Genomic DNA, 17,707 nt, shown 5'->3' on the forward strand with positions numbered 1-17,707 from the left:
ACGTGTTTCGTACCAGCGACATAGTCCTTATCGCCGTCATGGTTTCGGCCGCGGCCTTGACCTTCAAGACCAAGCGCGAGGCCGAGGAACAATTGGCGGCGGTGCACAAGATCCAGGCGCAGATCCGCTACGAGGAGGATACGATCGATCTCCTGAAGGCGGACTGGAGCCTGCTTACCCAGCCGTCGCGCCTGCAAAAGCTGGCCGATATCTACAAATCGCAACTCGCGCTCGAGCCGGTCAGCGCCCGCCAGATCATCGGGCTGGACGATCTGCCGGCAAAACCCCTCACCATCGAGGACCTTTCGTCCGAGCGGCTGGGCGGCATGGCCGACAGTTCCGGCAAGGAACCGATGGGCAACGACCCCGTGGTCACCGGAGGCATCGTCCAATGACCGCCAAACTTCCAGGGATCGCCAAACTTCCGGGGATCGCAAGAGTTCCGTTGCTCGCCAGTCTGCTGACGCGCCGCGCCAAGTCCGGCGACGACGGATCGATTGTGGTCGAAGGCGCCCGCAAGGCGACCGGCGGCAAGGGCAGGACCCGCGTCGTGATGACGATGGCGGTGTTTTTCGGCATCTATCTGACCATCACCGGGCGGCTGGTCTATCTCGGTTTCCAGAACCCCGACCTGTCCGGCGGTCCGCAGAGCCGGGTGACGGCGTCACGGCCCGACATCGTCGACCGCAACGGCGAAGTTCTGGCGACCGACATCAAGACGGCGTCGCTGTTTGCCGAACCGCGCCGCATTGTCGACGCCGACGAGGCGATCGAAAAACTGGCGACGGTGCTTCCCGAAATCGACTACGAGCAGACCTATCACAAGCTGAAGAGCGGCGCCGGCTTCGTCTGGCTGCAGCGGCAACTGACGCCCAAGCAACAATCTGACATCCTGCAGCTCGGCATTCCCGGCGTCGGCTTCCGTACCGAAAAGCGCCGCTTCTATCCGGCCGGCGAAACCTCGTCCTACATTGTCGGCCTCACCAACATCGACAATCAGGGCATCTCCGGCATGGAGAAATACATCGACGAACAGGGGCTGAGCGATCTTCAAGCGTCCGGCTTGGCGGTGGCCAAGGATCTGAAGCCGGTGCAGCTCTCGATCGACCTGCGCGTCCAGCATATCGTGCGTGACGAGGTCGCCACCGGCATGGAAAAATACCGCGCAATCGCGGCGGGCGCCGTCGTTCTCAATGTCAAGACCGGCGAAGTGGTGGCGATGGCCTCGGTTCCCGACTTCGATCCGAACAACCCCTATAATGCGCACGACAAGGACCGCTTGAACCGCATGTCGGCCGGGCTCTACGAGATGGGCTCGACCTTGAAGAGCTTCACCACCGCCATGGCGCTCGATTCCGGCAAAGTGACGCTGGAAAGCCGTTTCGACGCTACGCGCCCGATCAGGATCGGCCGCCAGACCATCCATGATTTTCATGGCAAGTCCCGGGTGCTGTCGGTGCCCGAAGTGTTCATCTATTCGTCCAACATCGGTTCGGCCAAGGAAGCCGAAGCGGTCGGCATCGAGGGGCACCGGGAATTCCTGCATCGCCTGGGCATCCTCGAGAGAATGCAGACGGAACTGCCCGAGGTCGCCCGCCCGACCGAGCCCAAAATCTGGAAACAAGTCCATTCGATCACCATCGCCTTCGGTCACGGTGTGTCGACGACGCCGCTGCAGACGGCGGTCGGCTGTGCCGCGCTGATGAACGGCGGCTATCTGATCCAGCCGACATTCCTGAGACGGGCGCAGGAACAGGCGATGCCGGTGGCCAAGAAAGTGGTCAGCGACAAGACCTCCGAGAACATGCGCTATCTCTACGCACTCAATGCCGAGAAAGGCTCAGGCAGGAACGCCAAGGTTCCAGGTTATCGCGTCGGCGGCAAGACGGGAACGGCCGAGAAGGTTGTCAACGGCCGCTACTCAAAGGACAAGAACTTCAACGCCTTCGTCGCGGCTTTCCCGATGGACGATCCGCAATACATCGTGCTTACGATCGCCGACGAACCGAAGCCGGAAAAACCCGGCATGGGTGCGACGGCCGCCTCGAATGCTGGCGTCATGGCTGCAAACATTATCCGACGTTCGGCTTCCATGCTTGGCGTGAAGCCAGATTTCAGCCATGAAAATGGCGCAACGCTGGTTTCCTATCAGTGATTCTGAGGGCGCGCCGGCAACTGCGCGCTATTTTGTTGCTATGAACGGGGTTCGATGAAGCTGAAAGACCTAGCCGGTATCCTGCCTGTCGAGGGGACAGCGTCCTTCGATACGGAGGTTACCGGGATTTCTTCGGATTCCCGCCAGGTAGGACCAGGCGTGGTCTTTTTCGCGCTCGCCGGCACCAAGACCGATGGCGTGGCCTTCGCCGCCGATGCCGCCAAGCGCGGCGCCGCAGCGATCGTGGCCGGCAAGGGCAGCGACGTCGCCGGACTGCCGGTGCCGGTTTTCACCGTTGACGATCCGCGCCTGGCGCTGGCGCTGAGTGCGGCCCGCTACTTCGGCAGGCAGCCGCAAACCATGGTCGCGGTGACCGGCACCAGCGGCAAGACATCGGTTGCGGCTTTCACCAGGCAGATCTGGGAGCAGTCAGGCTTTGCCGCTGCTTCGATCGGCACAACCGGCGTGGTGGCGCCGCGCCGCAACGAGTATGGGTCGCTGACCACCCCCGACCCGGTCGACCTGCACAGGCTGCTGCGCGAACTGGCGGATGCCGGCGTCACCCATGCATCGATGGAGGCCTCCAGCCATGGTCTCGATCAGCGCCGGCTTGACGGCGTGAAGCTCGCAGCCGGCGGGTTCACCAATCTCGGCCGCGATCACATGGACTATCATCCGACAGTCGAGCACTACCATCGCGCCAAGCTGCGCCTGTTCGACGCGCTGCTGCCGAAGGGCGCGCCGGCCGTCATCTTTGCCGACGATCCCTGGTCGGATCCGACGATCCAGGCGGCAAGGGCGGCGGGACTGGATGTGCTGACGGTCGGCCGCCACGGCGAGTTCCTGACCCTGAAGCGGGTCGAGCATGAACGCCACCGCCAACGTGCCGAGGTGGAAGTCGATGGCGTTCTCCACGAGATCGACCTGCCGCTGGCCGGCGATTTCCAGATCGCCAATGCCCTGGTTTCGGCCGGCCTCGCAATCTCCACTGGAACACCTGCCGCCAAAGCCCTGATGGCGTTGGAGAAATTGAAGGGCGCCCCGGGCCGGCTGGACCTTGTTGGCACCACTGCCAACGGTGCGCCGGTCTATGTCGATTACGCGCACAAGCCGGACGCGCTGGAAAATGTGTTGGCTTCGGTGCGGCCGTTCACCACCGGCCGCGTCATCGTCGTGTTCGGCTGTGGCGGCGACCGCGACCGCGGCAAGCGTCAGATCATGGGCGAGATCGCCACGCGGCTCGCCGATGTCGTCATCGTCACCGACGACAATCCGCGCTCGGAAGTGCCCGAAACGATCCGTGCTGCGATTCTTGCCGCTGCACCCGGCGGCATCGAGATCGGCGATCGGCGCAAGGCGATCCACCAGGCAGTCGCCATGCTCCATGCCGGCGATACGCTGATTGTGGCCGGCAAGGGGCATGAGGAAGGCCAGACCGTCGGCGCCGAGACGCTGCATTTTTCCGACCATGAGGAAGTCCGCGCCGCGCTCCAGGAGCGCGCGGCATGAGCTTCCTGTGGACCTCAGAGGATCTCGTCGCCGCCATGGGCGGACGACCGCTCGGTCCGATGCCGGAGGGTATCAGCGGCATCTCGATCGACAGCCGCAGTCTTGCGCCGGGCGATGCCTTCTTCGCGATCAAGGGCGAGGCGATGGACGGCCATGATTTCGCGACCGCCGCCATCAAGGCCGGCGCCGGCGTGCTGGTCGTCGCCGAGGGCAAGCTGCCGTCGCTCGGGCGGCTGACGGCGCCGATGATCGTCGTGCAGGACGTCTTGGCCGCGCTGGAAAAGTTGGGGCTGGCCGCCCGCGCGCGCTCGAATGCCAAGATCATCGCGGTGACCGGTTCGGCGGGCAAGACCACCACCAAGGAAGCGCTGCGCCATGTGCTGTCCGTGGTCGGCAAGGTGCACGCATCGGCGCAGTCTTTCAACAACCACTGGGGCGTGCCGCTGACGCTGGCGCGGATGCCTGTGGATTGCGACTATGCCGTGTTCGAGATCGGCATGAACCATCCCGACGAGATCCGGCCACTGGCCAGGATGGTCCGGCCGCATGTCGCCATCGTCACGATGATCGCCGCGGCACATCTCGGCTTCTTCCGCAATCTGGACGAGATCGCCAAGGCCAAGGCCGAGATTTTCGAAGGGCTGGAACCGGACGGCGCCGTCCTTCTCAACCGCGACGACCCGCGCTGGAAGCTTCTGGACAAGATGGCAAGAGCCGCCGGCGTCGAGCACATCTACGGCTTTGGTGAGAATGCCCGTGCGACCTTCAAGCTGCTGAAATGCGCGCTGCATGCCGATCATTCCGTCATCGCTGCCAAGATCGGCGGTCAGGAGATCACCGCCAGGGTAGGCGCGCCGGGCCGACACATGGTGCAGAATGTGCTGGCGGTGCTGGGCGCCGCGCACCTGGTCGGCGCCGACATCGCCAGGGTGGCGCTGGCGCTGGCCGATCTTTCGGCCGAACGCGGACGCGGCAAGCGCCATGTGCTGCGCCACCCGAAAGGTCCGATCACGCTGATCGACGAGAGCTACAACGCCAATCCGGCGTCGATGAGCGCAGCAATGGCGCTGCTCAACGCGACGCCGGTGTCGGGCGAAGGCAGGCGCATCGCGGTGCTCGGCGACATGCTCGAGCTCGGCGACCATTCGGCGAAGCTGCATGCCGCCCTTGCCGATCTCATCGTCGGCACCGACACGCGCACGGTCTTTCTCGCCGGCCCGCAAATGCGGGCGCTGGCCGACATCCTGCCTGACGAGATCGAGACAGAGTATCGCGCCGGCGCAGAGGATCTGAAACTGGTGCTTCTGTCGGCGCTGAAGCCGGGCGACGTGGTGATGATCAAATCGTCGAAAGGCATCGGGTTTTCCAAACTGGTCGACGCACTGCTCAGCAAATTTCCGGCGGCAGCCGCAACCGCCAAACAGGCCTAGAGCCAGGTCGGGGGACCGAATCGCATGTTCACACTGCTCGTCGAATTCGCGGACAAGATCTCGGTCTTCAACGTTTTCCGCTACATAACCTTCCGCACCGGCGGCGCGCTGATCACCGCGGCGCTGATCGTCTTCATCTTCGGCCCGGCCATCATCAATTCGCTGAGGCTGCGGCAGGGCAAGGGCCAGCCGATCCGCGCCGACGGGCCGCAGACGCATTTCAAGAAAGCCGGCACGCCGACCATGGGCGGGCTGATGATCCTGTGCGGCATCATCGGCTCGTCGCTGTTGTGGGCGAACCTGTCCAGCATCTATGTCTGGGTGGTGCTGCTGGTGACCCTGGGTTTCGGCTCGATCGGGTTCTACGACGATTATCTCAAGGTGACGAAGCAATCGCATCTCGGCTTTTCCGGCAAGGCGCGGCTGGGGCTTGAATTCGTCATCGCCGGCATCGCCGCCTGGGTGATCATGCACAATGGCCAGGCGCCGTTCTCGTCGTCGCTAACCTTCCCCTTCGCCAAGGAGTTCCTCATCAATCTCGGCTGGTTCTTCATCCCGTTCTCGTGCTTCGTTATCGTCGGCGCCGGCAATGCGGTGAACCTGACCGATGGCCTCGACGGGTTGGCGATCGTGCCGATCATGATCGCGGCGGCGTCCTTCGGCGTCATCGCCTACCTGTCCGGCAATGCGGTGTTCGCCGAGTATCTGCAGATCCATTTCGTGCCCGGCACCGGTGAATTGGCGGTGGTCCTCGGCGCGGTGATCGGCGCCGGCCTCGGCTTCCTGTGGTTCAACGCACCGCCGGCGGCGATCTTTATGGGCGATACCGGCTCGCTGGCGCTGGGCGGCCTGATCGGCACGGTTGCGGTTGCCACCAAGCACGAGATCGTGCTGGTCATCGTCGGCGGCCTGTTCGTCGTCGAGATCCTGTCGGTCATCATCCAGGTCGGCTACTTCAAGATGACCGGCAAGCGGGTGTTCCTGATGGCGCCGATCCATCATCATTTCGAAAAGCTCGGCTGGACCGAAAGCCAGGTGGTGATCCGCTTCTGGATCATCGCCGTCATCCTGGCGCTGGTCGGCCTGTCGACCCTCAAGCTCCGATAGGAGGCCGCTTGATCCCCGCCGCATCCTTCGCAGGCAAGCGCGTCTCGCTCTTCGGGCTCGGCGGCTCGGGGATCGCCACTGCGCGCGCCTTGATCGAGGGCGGAGCGGAGGTGCTCGCCTGGGACGACAATCCCGGCAGTGTCGCCAATGCCGCGGCCGTCGGTATCGCGACCGGCGACCTGCGTGGCGCCGACTGGGCGAAGTTCTCGGCCTTCGTGCTGTCGCCCGGCGTGCCGCTGACGCATCCGAAGCCGCACTGGACAGTGGAACTGGCGCGCGCTTCAGGCGTCGAGATCATTGGCGACATCGAGCTGTTCTGCCGGCAGCGGACCTTGCTGGCGCCGGCAGCGCCGTTCATCGCCATTACCGGCACCAACGGCAAATCGACGACCACGGCGCTGACGGCGCATATCCTGAAATCGGCCGGACGCGACACGCAGATGGGCGGCAATATCGGCCGCGCGGTGATGACGCTCGATCCGCCGGAACCGGGGCGGCACTATGTCGTGGAATGCTCGTCCTACCAGATAGACCTGGCGCCCTCGATCAACCCGACCGCCGGCGTCCTGCTCAACCTGACGCCCGATCATCTCGACCGTCATGGCACGATGCAGCACTACGCCGCGATCAAGGAACGGCTGGCGGCCGGCAGCGAGACGGCTATCGTCGGCGTCGACGATTCCTGGTGTGCCCAGCTCGCCGACCGGCTGGAACGGGCAGGTCGGCACGTCATCCGCATTTCGAAGCGGCTGCCGCTGACCGACGGCTATTTCGCCGACGGCACCGACCTGATGGAGGCGGTGCACGGCCGTTACAGCCGGGTCGCCTTTCTCGAGGGCATCGGCTCGCTGCGCGGCCAGCACAATGCGCAGAATGCGCTGGCTGCTCTCGCCGCCTGTCTCAAGGTCGGGCTCGAGCTGGGCGAGATCCAGTCGGGGCTGGAGAGCTTTCCCGGGCTGGCGCACCGCATGGAGCAGGTCGGCCGCAAGGGCCATGTGCTGTTCATCAACGATTCCAAGGCGACCAATGCCGATGCGGCAGCGCCCGCATTGTCCAGCTTTCCGCGCATCTACTGGATCGCCGGCGGGTTGCCGAAAGAGGGTGGCATCGAGCCGTTGCGCGGCCTCTTTCCGCGCATCGCCAAGGCCTATCTGATCGGCGAGGCCGCACCAGCCTTCTCGGCGACGCTCGGCGAGGCGGTGCCCTACGAGATCTCCGGCACGCTGGCCGCAGCAGTCGAGCATGCCGCAAGCGACGCGGCCAGGGACGATGGCAATGGCGAGGTGGTGGTGCTGCTTTCGCCGGCCTGCGCCAGTTTCGACCAGTTCAAGAATTTCGAAGTGCGCGGCGAAGCCTTCAGGCAAGCTGCGAGCACTATTGATGGCGTGAAGCTCATCGGAGGGGCACGATAATGCAAAGCCGTCTCGACAAAAGCCCGGTTGCCACCTGGTGGTGGACGATCGACCGATGGTTCCTGGCTGCGTTCCTGTCGCTGATGGGGCTCGGCATCGTGCTGTCCTTCGCGGCAAGCCCGGCGGTGGCCCAGCGCATCGGCCTGGACAGTTTCCACTTCGCCACAAGGCAGATCATCTTCACCATTCCCGCACTTGGCGTGATGCTGGCCGTCTCCTTCCTGGAATCGCGGCAGATCAGGCGCATGGCCCTGGCGATGCTGTGCATCACGCTGGTGCTGATGGTGGCGGTGCTCTACATCGGCGTCGAGGTGAAGGGCGCGCGTCGCTGGGTGTCGGTCGCCGGCGTGTCGCTGCAGCCGTCGGAATTCCTGAAGCCTGCCTTCGTCGTCATCTGCGCCTGGCTGTTTGCCGAACACAAGCGCCAGCCCGACATTCCAGGCAATCTGTTCGCCATGCTGCTGCTGGCCCTTGTCATCTCGCTGCTGGTGGCGCAGCCCGATTTCGGTCAGACCATGCTGGTGCTCGGCACCTGGGGGGTGATGTTCTTCATGGCCGGACTGCCATGGCTGTGGATCATCGCGCTGGGCGCTGCCGGCGTCGGCGGCGTGTTTGCCGCCTATACGGTGTTCCCGCATGTCGCCGGCCGCATCGATCGCTTCATGACCGGCGAGGGCGACACGTTCCAGGTCGACATGGGCCGCGATGCGCTGATCAATGGCGGCTGGTTCGGCGTCGGGCCGGGCGAGGGCACCGTCAAGCGGGTCATACCCGACAGCCATGCCGATTTCGTCTACTCGGTGGCCGGCGAGGAGTTCGGACTGATCATGTGCTTCTTCATCATGACCATCTTCGCCTTCATCGTGCTGCGCGGCCTCGGCACCGCGCTCAAGGAGCAGGACGATTTCACACGCTATGCGGTCGGCGGCCTGGTCACGGTCTTCGGTCTGCAGTCGGTCATCAACATGGCCGTCAATCTGCAGCTGATGCCGGCCAAGGGCATGACCTTGCCGTTCATCTCCTATGGCGGCTCCTCGCAGATCGCCATCGCAATCTCGATGGGCATGGTGCTGGCGCTGACGCGCAAGCGGCCGGAAAAGCGCAAGCAATTGGGCTTCGCACCGTCCAGCCGCGCCATGCCGGCGGAGTGAAATGTCGAGGGGCGCGATCCTTCTGGCGGCCGGGGGCACGGGTGGGCATCTCTTCCCAGCCGAGGCGCTGGCGCACGAGCTGATCAGGCGCGGCTGGACGGTGCATCTCGCCGCCGATGATCGCGCCGAGCGTTTTGCCGGCCAGTTCCCGGCCGCTTGCATCCATCCGATCCAGTCGGCGACCATCGGCTCGAAAAATCCTTTCGCCGTGCTCGCCGCCTTCTGGAAGATTTGGGGCGGCGTGCGGCAGGCATCGGCCGTGATCGGCCGGGTCAAGCCAGCCGTCGTGGTCGGTTTCGGCGGCTATCCGACGCTGCCGCCGCTCTATGCGGCGACGCGGCGCAAGGTGCCGACGCTGATCCACGAGCAGAACGCAGTGATGGGGCGCGCCAATCGGGCGCTCGCCGGCCGTGTCGATGCCATCGCCGGCGGGTTTTTGCCGGAAGATTCAAGCGCTGCAGGCGCCAAGACGGTGACGACCGGCAATCCGGTCAGGCCGCAAGTGCTGGACGCGGCAAAGACGCCCTATACGGCGTCGACTGGGAACCAGCCGTTCCGCCTTCTGGTGTTCGGCGGCAGCCAGGGCGCACAATTCTTTTCCGATGCGGTGCCGGCGGCGGTTCGACAGCTTTCCGACGCACAACGCAAGCGGCTTGATATCACCCAGCAGGCGCGTGCCGACGACGTCGAGCGGGTGAAGGCGGCCTATGCCGCCCTTGGCGTCGAGGCTGAGGTGTCGCCGTTCTTCACCGACATGGCGGCGCGCATGGCAGCGGCGCATCTGGTGATGTCGCGGTCCGGCGCATCGACCGTATCGGAAATCGCGGTGATCGGCCGGCCGGCGCTGCTGGTGCCCTATCCGCATGCGCTCGACCACGACCAGGCGGCCAATGCCGCGGCATTGGCCGCGGCAGGCGGCGCCGAAGTGCATCCGCAATCGACGCTTTCGTCCGAGCGCATCGCCGCGCTCGTCGGAGCCCTGATGGACGATCCAGAGCGGCTGACGACAATGGCAGCGGCGGCCAAATCGGCCGGAAAACCGGACGCGGCACGGTTGCTCGCCGATCTGACAGAGGCTATTGCGTCGAAGAAAAGCGTATCGGAGTTCAGGAAGGAGACGCACGCATGAAGATGCCGCAGACGATCGGCCTCGTGCATTTCATCGGCATCGGCGGTATCGGCATGAGCGGCATCGCCGAGGTGCTGCATAATCTCGGCTACCAGGTGCAAGGGTCCGACCAGGCCGACAGCGCCAATGTGCAGCGGCTGCGCGACAAGGGCATCGAGTGCTTTGTCGGTCATCATGCCGACAATATCGGCGATGCCGAAGTGGTCGTCGTCTCGACGGCGATCAAGAAATCCAATCCGGAGCTGAAGGCGGCACGCGAGAAACTGCTTCCCATCGTCCGTCGCGCCGAGATGCTGGCGGAACTGATGCGCTTCCGGCAGGCGGTGGCCATCGGCGGCACGCATGGCAAGACGACGACGACCTCGATGGTGGCGACGCTGCTCGAAGCCGGCGGGCTCGATCCGACCGTGATCAATGGCGGCATCATCAATGCCTACGGCACCAACGCCCGCATGGGCGATGGCGAATGGATGGTGGTGGAGGCCGATGAGAGCGACGGCACGTTCCTGAAGCTGCCGGCCGAGATTGCCGTCGTCACCAACATCGATCCCGAACATCTCGACCATTACGGCTCCTTCGACAAGGTGCGCGAGGCCTTTCGCCAGTTCGTCGAGAACGTGCCGTTCTACGGCTTCGGCGTCATGTGCACCGACCATCCCGAGGTGCAGGCGCTGGTCAGCCGCATCGAGGACCGGCGCGTCATCACCTACGGCGGGAACGCACAGGCCGACGTGCGTTTCATCAATCACCGCATGGATGGCCCGACCTCGGAATTCGACGTGGTGATCCGCGACCGCAAGACCGGCGGCCAGTCGACGATATCAGGCCTGCGCCTGCCGATGCCCGGCCGTCACAACGTCGCCAATGCGACCGCGGCGATCACCGTCGCGCATGAGCTCGGCCTTTCGGCCGAGGCGATCAGGAAGGGCCTGTCGTCGTTCGCCGGCGTCAAGCGGCGCTTTACGCGCACCGGTTCGTGGAACGGCATCGATGTGTTCGACGACTACGGCCACCATCCGGTCGAGATCACAGCGGTTCTGAAGGCGGCGCGCGATGCCACCCAGGGCCGCGTCTTCGCCATTGCCCAGCCGCACCGCTTCACCCGGCTGCATGATCTGTTCGACGAGTTCTCGGTCTGCTTCAACGATGCCGACACGGTGATGGTGGCTCCGGTCTATGCGGCAGGCGAAGAGCCGATCGACGGAGTGACGTCCGAGGCATTGGTGTCGCGAATCCGCTCCGGCGGCCATCGCGACGCGCGCTACATCGAAGGCCCCGCGGCGATTGCGCCTGTTATCCGCGACCTGGCCAAACCAGGCGATTTCATCGTCTTCCTCGGCGCCGGCAACATCACCCAATGGGCCTACGCGCTGCCCAGGGAACTCGGCGGGACGGCCTCATGACGCGCGGCCAGGCGTTGATCGACAAGCTTGGCGGCCGGCTTGCCGGCCTGCGCGGTCGCATCACGCCGAATGCCGAGATGGACAAGATCACTTGGTTCCGCGCCGGCGGGCTGGCCGACGCGCTGTTCCAGCCGGCCGACGAAGACGATCTCGCTGCGTTCCTGAGAGCAGTGCCCGAAGAAATATCGCTGACCACCGTCGGTATCGGCTCGAACCTGCTTGTCCGTGACGGCGGGATTGCGGGCTTCGTCATCCGGCTTTCGGCCAAGGGCTTTGGCGAAGCCGAAGTGATTGCGCCGACCACAATCAAGGCGGGCGCGGCCACGCCCGACAAACGCCTTGCCGCTATCGCCTATCAGGCTGGTATAGGCGGGTTTGAGTTTTACCACGGCATTCCGGGCGCCATCGGCGGTGCGCTGAGGATGAATGCCGGCGCCAATGGCGTCGAGACGCGCGAGCGCGTTGTCGAGGTGCGGGCGCTCGACCGCAAGGGCAATGTGCATACGCTGAGCAACGCCGATATGGGCTACGCCTATCGCCATTCGGCAGCGCCTGCCGGGCTGATCTTCACATCGGCCGTGTTCGAAGGCGTTTTGGCAGACAAGGCCGCGATCAAGGCGGCAATGGACGCCGTCCAGCACCATCGCGAGACCGTGCAGCCGATCCGCGAAAAGACCGGCGGCTCGACCTTCAAGAATCCGGAGGGCACCTCGGCCTGGAAGGAGATTGACAGAGCGGGCTGTCGGGGGCTGATGATCGGCGGCGCGCAGATGTCGCCGATGCATTGCAACTTCATGATCAACACGGGAACAGCGACCGGCTACGACCTTGAATATCTTGGCGAGACGGTGCGCACGCGCGTGCTCGAAAGGTCGGGCATCCGGCTGCATTGGGAAATCAAGCGCATCGGCAAATTCCGGCCGGGGCACGAGGTCCAGGAATTCCTCGGACAGTTGCTATAAGGACTCAACAACACAGTTTTCGCGGCCGTTTTTGCGGAAAGTGAATCTCGCGGAATCGTAAGCACTTGCCAGCGATTCAACTCTCTGATTCTCTGCCCTGAAGCGTTTCCTGATTTGAGTCGTTTCGACGCGTCACCAGCGTTTTTCCGTCAGGGGCAGCCTGCCGGGAGACCAGGGGGACTCGGATGTTGCAGAAATCATCAGAGCAGGACTGCTCCGAGCGTTTGAGTGTATGGCCCTTTCCGGGCGAGTGAGATGCAGACCCGCCGTGAAAGGGCCCGCCGTGAGAGGGAATGACGGGAAATGAAAAGCAAGCACGTGGCCGTCCTTCTGGGTGGATTCTCGTCCGAGCGGCCCGTGTCCTTGTCTTCGGGGAAAGCCTGTGCTGATGCGCTCGAGACGGAAGGCTACCAGGTCACTCGCGTCGACGTCTCACGCGATGTTGGATCGGTGCTGGCTGAGCTCAAGCCGGATGTTGTCTTCAATGCGCTGCATGGTCCTTTCGGCGAGGACGGCACCATCCAGGGCATCCTCGAATATCTTGCCGTCCCCTACACCCATTCCGGCGTGCTCGCCTCGGCGCTTGCCATGAACAAGGAACAAGCCAAGAAGATCGCCAAGTCCGTCGGCATTCCGGTTGCCGAATCGAAGGTGGTCAATCGCTTCGCCATCCAGAACAAGCACCCGATGAAGCCGCCCTACGTCGTCAAGCCGGTCAATGAGGGGTCGAGCTTCGGCGTCGTCATCGTCCACGAAGGGCAGTCGCATCCGCCGCAGGTCATCGGTTCGTCAGATTGGAAGTATGGCGATACCGTCATGGTGGAGCGCTACGTGCACGGGCGGGAGTTGACCTGCGCGGTGATGGGCGATGTGGCGCTCGGCGTCTGCGAGATCATCCCGACCGGCCATTCCTTCTACGACTACGATTCAAAATACGTCGCGGGCGGATCAAAACACGAATGCCCTGCAAAAATTTCACCGAATATTTACCAAAAAATACAGACACTGACGCTCAGGGCTCACCAAGCTATCGGCTGCCGGGGCGTTTCCCGGTCGGACTTCCGTTATGATGATCGACACTCCGAGAACGGCGAAATTGTCTGGCTCGAGGTCAACACTCAGCCGGGCATGACGCCGACATCCTTGGTGCCTGAGATCGCCGCGCAGGCGGGACACTCGTTCGGCGATTTGTTGAGTTGGATGGTGGAGGACGCTTCGTGTCTGCGTTGAGGTGGGGACAGGGCAAGGGGAAGGGTGCGGCCGGGCCGACGCTGTTCGGTGTGTCGTTGTCGTTCGACCATTTCGTGCTGCCGCGCCTGCTTCGCCGGCCGGCGCGCATGCTCGCGCGTCTTGGCGATGACGACTTCGAGGTGCCGCCGTTTTCCGCAGCCGTGCTGTCGGCGGCGCTGCTCGTATCGGGCAGTGCCTATGGCGCCTATCTCGGCGGGCATGTCGACGGTATCGTACAGGGCATCACCGCCCGCACCGGCTTTGCCGTCGACCAGATCAAGGTCGTCGGCAACCGCGCAACCTCCGAGATCGATATTCTCGACAGGATGCAGCTCGATGGCTGGACGTCGCTGATCGGCTTCGATGCCGAAGCCGCGCGGGAACGCATCGCCACGCTGCCCTGGGTCGAGGTTGCGGCGGTGCGCAAGGTCTATCCGCACACGCTGGAGGTGCGCATCGAGGAGCGTGAGCCCTTCGCGCTCTGGCAGCAGGGCAGCGAGCTTTCCGTCATCGAGCGCTCCGGCGCCGTGATCGCGCCATTCTCCGGCGGCAAGCAGTCGCTGCTGCCGCTGATCGTCGGCACCGGCGCCCCGGCCAAGGCGCCGGATTTCCTGGCCAGGATCAAGAAATATCCAGAGCTTGCCGCACGGATCAAAGGCTACATCCGCATCGGTGAACGGCGTTGGGACCTGAAGCTGGAAAACGGCATCACGGTCAAGCTCCCCGAGGATGGCGAGGACCAAGCGATCGCCGATCTGGTCAGGATGGACCGAGAGAACGGGCTGCTGACGCGCGATATCGCCGCCGTCGACATGCGCCTTTCCGATCGCCTCGTCGTCCAGTTGACGCCGGAGGCGGCGACGCAGCGTCAGGCCGCGCTCAATGAAAAGCCGAAAATGCCGAAGCGCAAGCCGGAGACGAAGATATGAGCTGGCTTGGCGGCAACAGCGATGCCTCGTCGCGCCGGTCCGGCATCATGACGGTGCTGGATGTCGGCTCGAGCAAGGTCTGCTGCGTGGTGGCCAAGCTCAAGCCGCGCGAGGACGGCATGCTGCTGCGCGGGCGCTCGCATCGCATACAGGTGATCGGCATCGGCCACCAGAAATCGCAAGGCGTGAAATCGGGCGTCATCATCGATCTCGACAGGGCCGAGCACGCCATCCGCCTTGCCGTCGATGCCGCGGAGCGCATGGCCGGGCTGACCGTCGATTCGCTGATCGTCAACATGACGGCCGGCCGGCTGAAGAGCGAAAGCTTCTCGGCAACCATCAACCTTGGCGGCCACGAGGCCGACGAGGCCGACATCAAGCGCGTGCTTGCCGCCGGCGCCAAGCAGGCGCTGCGGGCCGAACGCGAAGTGATCCATTCGCTTCCCGTCGGCTTTTCGCTGGACGCCGAGCGCGGCGTGCGTGATCCGCGCGGCATGGTCGGCGACCAGCTCGGCGTCGACATGCACGTGCTGACGGGTGACGCGGCACCGTTGCGCAACCTGGAGCTTTGCATCAACCGTTCGCACCTGTCGGTCGAGCGAATGGTGGCGACGCCCTATGCCAGCGGGCTTGCCGCACTGGTCGACGACGAACTCGAAATGGGCGCAGCCTGCATCGACATGGGCGGCGGCACCACGACGATCTCGATGTTTTCGGAAGGCAAGTTCGTTCATGGCGACGCCATCGCCATCGGCGGCAACCACGTCACGCTGGACATGGCCAAGGGCCTGTCAACCTCGCTCGACGCCGCCGAGAGGCTGAAAGTGATGCATGGCTCGGCGCTGCCCGGCAGTGCCGACGACCGCGACCTGGTCTCGATACAGCCGATCGGCGAGGATGGCGAGGTGCCGCTTCAGATTCCGCGTTCGGTGATGACGCGTATCATCCGGGCGCGCATCGACGAGACGCTCGAACTGTTGCGCGACCGGCTGAACAGGTCCGGCTACGGCAACGCCGTCGGCAAGCGCGTCGTGCTGACCGGCGGCGCCAGCCAGCTTTCCGGCCTGCCCGAGGCAGCGCGCCGCATTCTCGGACGCAATGTGCGCATCGGGCGCCCGCTCGGTGTAGCGGGCCTGCCGGAGGCGGCCAAGGGGCCGGCTTTCTCGACGCCGGTCGGGCTTCTGATCTACCCGCAGATGGCGAATTTCGAGAGCCATCCGGCGAAAGGAATTTCTGGTCTCAGGATGACCGGAACAGGCGGAAAACTGCATCGAATGAGTCAGTGGTTGAGAGACAGTTTTTAAATTGGCGGGGACAGCCCCATAGGCGGCCGCAGCGGCGAAGCGGCGGGAAAGGCAAAGGACGGAGACAATGACCATCAATCTGCAAAAGCCGGACATCACCGAGCTGAAGCCGCGTATCACCGTGTTCGGTGTCGGCGGCGGCGGCGGCAATGCCGTCAACAACATGATCACCGCCGGCTTGCGCGGCGTCGAATTCGTGGTCGCCAATACCGATGCGCAGGCGCTGACCATGTCCAAGGCGGACCGCCTGATCCAGCTCGGCGCGCATGTCACCGAGGGCCTGGGTGCGGGGTCGCAGCCGGAAGTCGGACGCGCCGCGGCGGAGGAATGCATCGACGAGATCGTCGATCATCTCTCCAACACCCATATGTGCTTCGTCACTGCCGGCATGGGCGGCGGCACCGGCACGGGGGCCGCGCCGGTCGTTGCACGTGCCGCGCGCGAGAAGGGGATTCTCACCGTCGGCGTCGTCACCAAGCCGTTCCATTTCGAAGGCCAGCGCCGCATGAAGACGGCGGATCTGGGCATCGAGGAATTGCAGAAATGCGTCGATACCCTCATCGTCATCCCCAACCAGAACCTGTTCCGGCTGGCCAATGACAAGACGACCTTTGCCGACGCTTTCGCCATGGCCGACCAGGTGCTCTATTCCGGCGTCGCCTGCATCACCGACCTGATGGTCAAGGAAGGGCTAATCAACCTCGACTTCGCCGACGTCCGCTCGGTCATGCGCGAGATGGGCAAGGCGATGATGGGGACGGGCGAAGCTTCCGGCGAGGGTCGCGCCATGGCCGCCGCCGAAGCCGCGATCGCCAATCCGCTGCTCGACGAGACCTCGATGAAGGGCGCCAAGGGGCTGTTGATCTCGATCACCGGCGGACGCGACCTGACCCTGTTCGAAGTCGACGAGGCGGCGACCCGAATTCGCGAGGAGGTCGACCAGGAAGCCAACATCATCCTGGGTGCGACGTTCGACGAGGATCTCGAAGGCGTCATCCGCGTCTCGGTGGTCGCTACCGGCATCGACAAATCGGCAGCAGAAATCGCTGCCGCGCCGATCGCCATCCGCACGGCTCCGCCAAAGCCGGTCAGCCGCCCGGCCGCTCCGGTCACGGAAAGCCGTCCGGCGCCTGTCCAGCAGGGCGGCTACGCGCCGCGCGCCGCCGATCCTGTCGCCGAGGCAATCCAGCTCGCCGAGGCGAATGCGGCGGCGATGGCGCGTCCCGCGCCGGCGCCCCAGGCGGAAGATTTCCGCCCGCAGAGCAAGATCTTCCAGGCGCCGCCGGCCCAGCCGCAGCCGATGCTGCAGCCAATGGTCCAGCAAACGATGCAGCCCGCGCCGCAGCGTGAAGTGCTTCAGCCGGCAGCGCCCCAGCGCATGCCGCGCGTCGAGGACTTTCCGCCGGTGGTGAAAGCCGAGGTGGAAGCCAAAAGCCGTCCGGCCGACCACGAGAACAGCGGACCGATGGGACTGCTCAAGCGCCTGACCAACGGCCTTACCCGTCGCGAAGAAGAGCCTGCACGGCTGCAGCCGGCGCAGCCGCGCGAGCCGAAACTGCGCCAGGCGGCACCCGAAGTGCGCCGCCTTGCCAGCCAGGATCCGCAGCTTTACGCGCCACGCCGCGGCCAGTTGGACGACCAGGGCCGGCTGACGCCGCAGAGCAGGGCTGTCCAAGAAGACGATCAGCTGGAGATTCCGGCATTCCTGCGCCGCCAGGCCAACTGACCTGTTAACGGTCCGTAACAATTGTTAACAGGCAGACAAGAAATTGTTTGCCTGTTAATGTTAAAAGTGCCTGTAAAACAAGCAGTTATGAGGCCGTATCCGCTTCGGATCGCGGTTACAGAGGGTAAGAAACCGTGATTTGGAGACTTCCTGCCGGACCACTATCTTCGCCGCGATCAATTTCGGTTTGCTGGGATTCGGGGAAGTGGCCCTGCCTGCCGATCAAAGAGCCGCGCCCTTGGGCTTATGAAGCGGACGTA

14 protein-coding genes are annotated in these 17,707 nt (G+C 64.3%); all 14 read left to right on the plus strand.

The window, feature by feature from the left end:
- Positions 1-2: 2 nt before the first annotated feature.
- The 14 genes from ftsL (at position 3) to ftsZ (ending at position 17,447) form a co-directional block, all read left to right on the plus strand.
- Positions 3-395 (plus strand): cell division protein FtsL, encoded by a 393-nt coding sequence (gene ftsL, locus AC0L16_RS02935; protein ID WP_473618901.1) that lies wholly within the window; start codon positions 3-5, stop codon positions 393-395.
- Positions 392-2,155, plus strand: a complete 1,764-nt coding sequence (locus AC0L16_RS02940) for a peptidoglycan D,D-transpeptidase FtsI family protein (RefSeq protein ID WP_473618903.1) — start codon at positions 392-394, stop codon at positions 2,153-2,155. The genes ftsL and AC0L16_RS02940 overlap by 4 nt, the downstream gene beginning before the upstream one ends.
- Positions 2,156-2,209: 54 nt before the next feature.
- Positions 2,210-3,664 (plus strand): UDP-N-acetylmuramoyl-L-alanyl-D-glutamate--2,6-diaminopimelate ligase, encoded by a 1,455-nt coding sequence (locus AC0L16_RS02945; protein ID WP_473618904.1) that lies wholly within the window; start codon positions 2,210-2,212, stop codon positions 3,662-3,664.
- Positions 3,661-5,094 (plus strand): UDP-N-acetylmuramoylalanyl-D-glutamyl-2,6-diaminopimelate--D-alanyl-D-alanine ligase, encoded by a 1,434-nt coding sequence (locus AC0L16_RS02950; RefSeq protein ID WP_473618906.1) that lies wholly within the window; start codon positions 3,661-3,663, stop codon positions 5,092-5,094. Before AC0L16_RS02945 ends, AC0L16_RS02950 begins: the two co-directional genes overlap by 4 nt.
- A 24-nt stretch (positions 5,095-5,118) precedes the next feature.
- Positions 5,119-6,201, plus strand: a complete 1,083-nt coding sequence (gene mraY / locus AC0L16_RS02955) for a phospho-N-acetylmuramoyl-pentapeptide-transferase (RefSeq protein ID WP_023798736.1) — start codon at positions 5,119-5,121, stop codon at positions 6,199-6,201.
- An 8-nt stretch (positions 6,202-6,209) separates the two neighbouring features.
- A complete protein-coding gene (gene murD / locus AC0L16_RS02960) occupies positions 6,210-7,613 on the plus strand; it encodes a UDP-N-acetylmuramoyl-L-alanine--D-glutamate ligase (RefSeq protein ID WP_287121361.1) in 1,404 nt (467 codons plus the stop codon).
- Positions 7,613-8,764, plus strand: a complete 1,152-nt coding sequence (gene ftsW, locus AC0L16_RS02965; protein WP_473618907.1) for a putative lipid II flippase FtsW — start codon at positions 7,613-7,615, stop codon at positions 8,762-8,764. Before murD ends, ftsW begins: the two co-directional genes overlap by 1 nt.
- Before the next feature lies 1 nt (position 8,765).
- On the plus strand, positions 8,766-9,893 hold the full coding sequence (murG, locus tag AC0L16_RS02970; RefSeq protein ID WP_473618908.1) for an undecaprenyldiphospho-muramoylpentapeptide beta-N-acetylglucosaminyltransferase: 1,128 nt from the start codon (positions 8,766-8,768) through the stop codon (positions 9,891-9,893).
- A complete protein-coding gene (gene murC, locus AC0L16_RS02975) occupies positions 9,890-11,296 on the plus strand; it encodes a UDP-N-acetylmuramate--L-alanine ligase (protein ID WP_473618910.1) in 1,407 nt (468 codons plus the stop codon). The genes murG and murC overlap by 4 nt, the downstream gene beginning before the upstream one ends.
- Entirely contained in the window at positions 11,293-12,258 is a 966-nt protein-coding gene (gene murB, locus AC0L16_RS02980) for a UDP-N-acetylmuramate dehydrogenase (protein WP_473618911.1), read from the plus strand. Before murC ends, murB begins: the two co-directional genes overlap by 4 nt.
- 303 nt (positions 12,259-12,561) lie before the next feature.
- Positions 12,562-13,488, plus strand: coding sequence for a D-alanine--D-alanine ligase (locus tag AC0L16_RS02985; RefSeq protein WP_473618912.1), 927 nt, complete (start codon positions 12,562-12,564; stop codon positions 13,486-13,488).
- Positions 13,476-14,417: a cell division protein FtsQ/DivIB gene (locus AC0L16_RS02990; protein WP_473618913.1), complete on the plus strand. Its 942-nt coding sequence runs from the start codon at positions 13,476-13,478 to the stop codon at positions 14,415-14,417. The genes AC0L16_RS02985 and AC0L16_RS02990 overlap by 13 nt, the downstream gene beginning before the upstream one ends.
- Positions 14,414-15,721, plus strand: a complete 1,308-nt coding sequence (ftsA, locus tag AC0L16_RS02995) for a cell division protein FtsA (protein ID WP_473618915.1) — start codon at positions 14,414-14,416, stop codon at positions 15,719-15,721. The genes AC0L16_RS02990 and ftsA overlap by 4 nt, the downstream gene beginning before the upstream one ends.
- Before the next feature lie 67 nt (positions 15,722-15,788).
- Positions 15,789-17,447 (plus strand): cell division protein FtsZ, encoded by a 1,659-nt coding sequence (gene ftsZ / locus AC0L16_RS03000; RefSeq protein ID WP_473618916.1) that lies wholly within the window; start codon positions 15,789-15,791, stop codon positions 17,445-17,447.
- Positions 17,448-17,707 lie beyond the last annotated feature (260 nt).

The organism is Mesorhizobium sp. WSM4848, assembly GCF_055811375.1.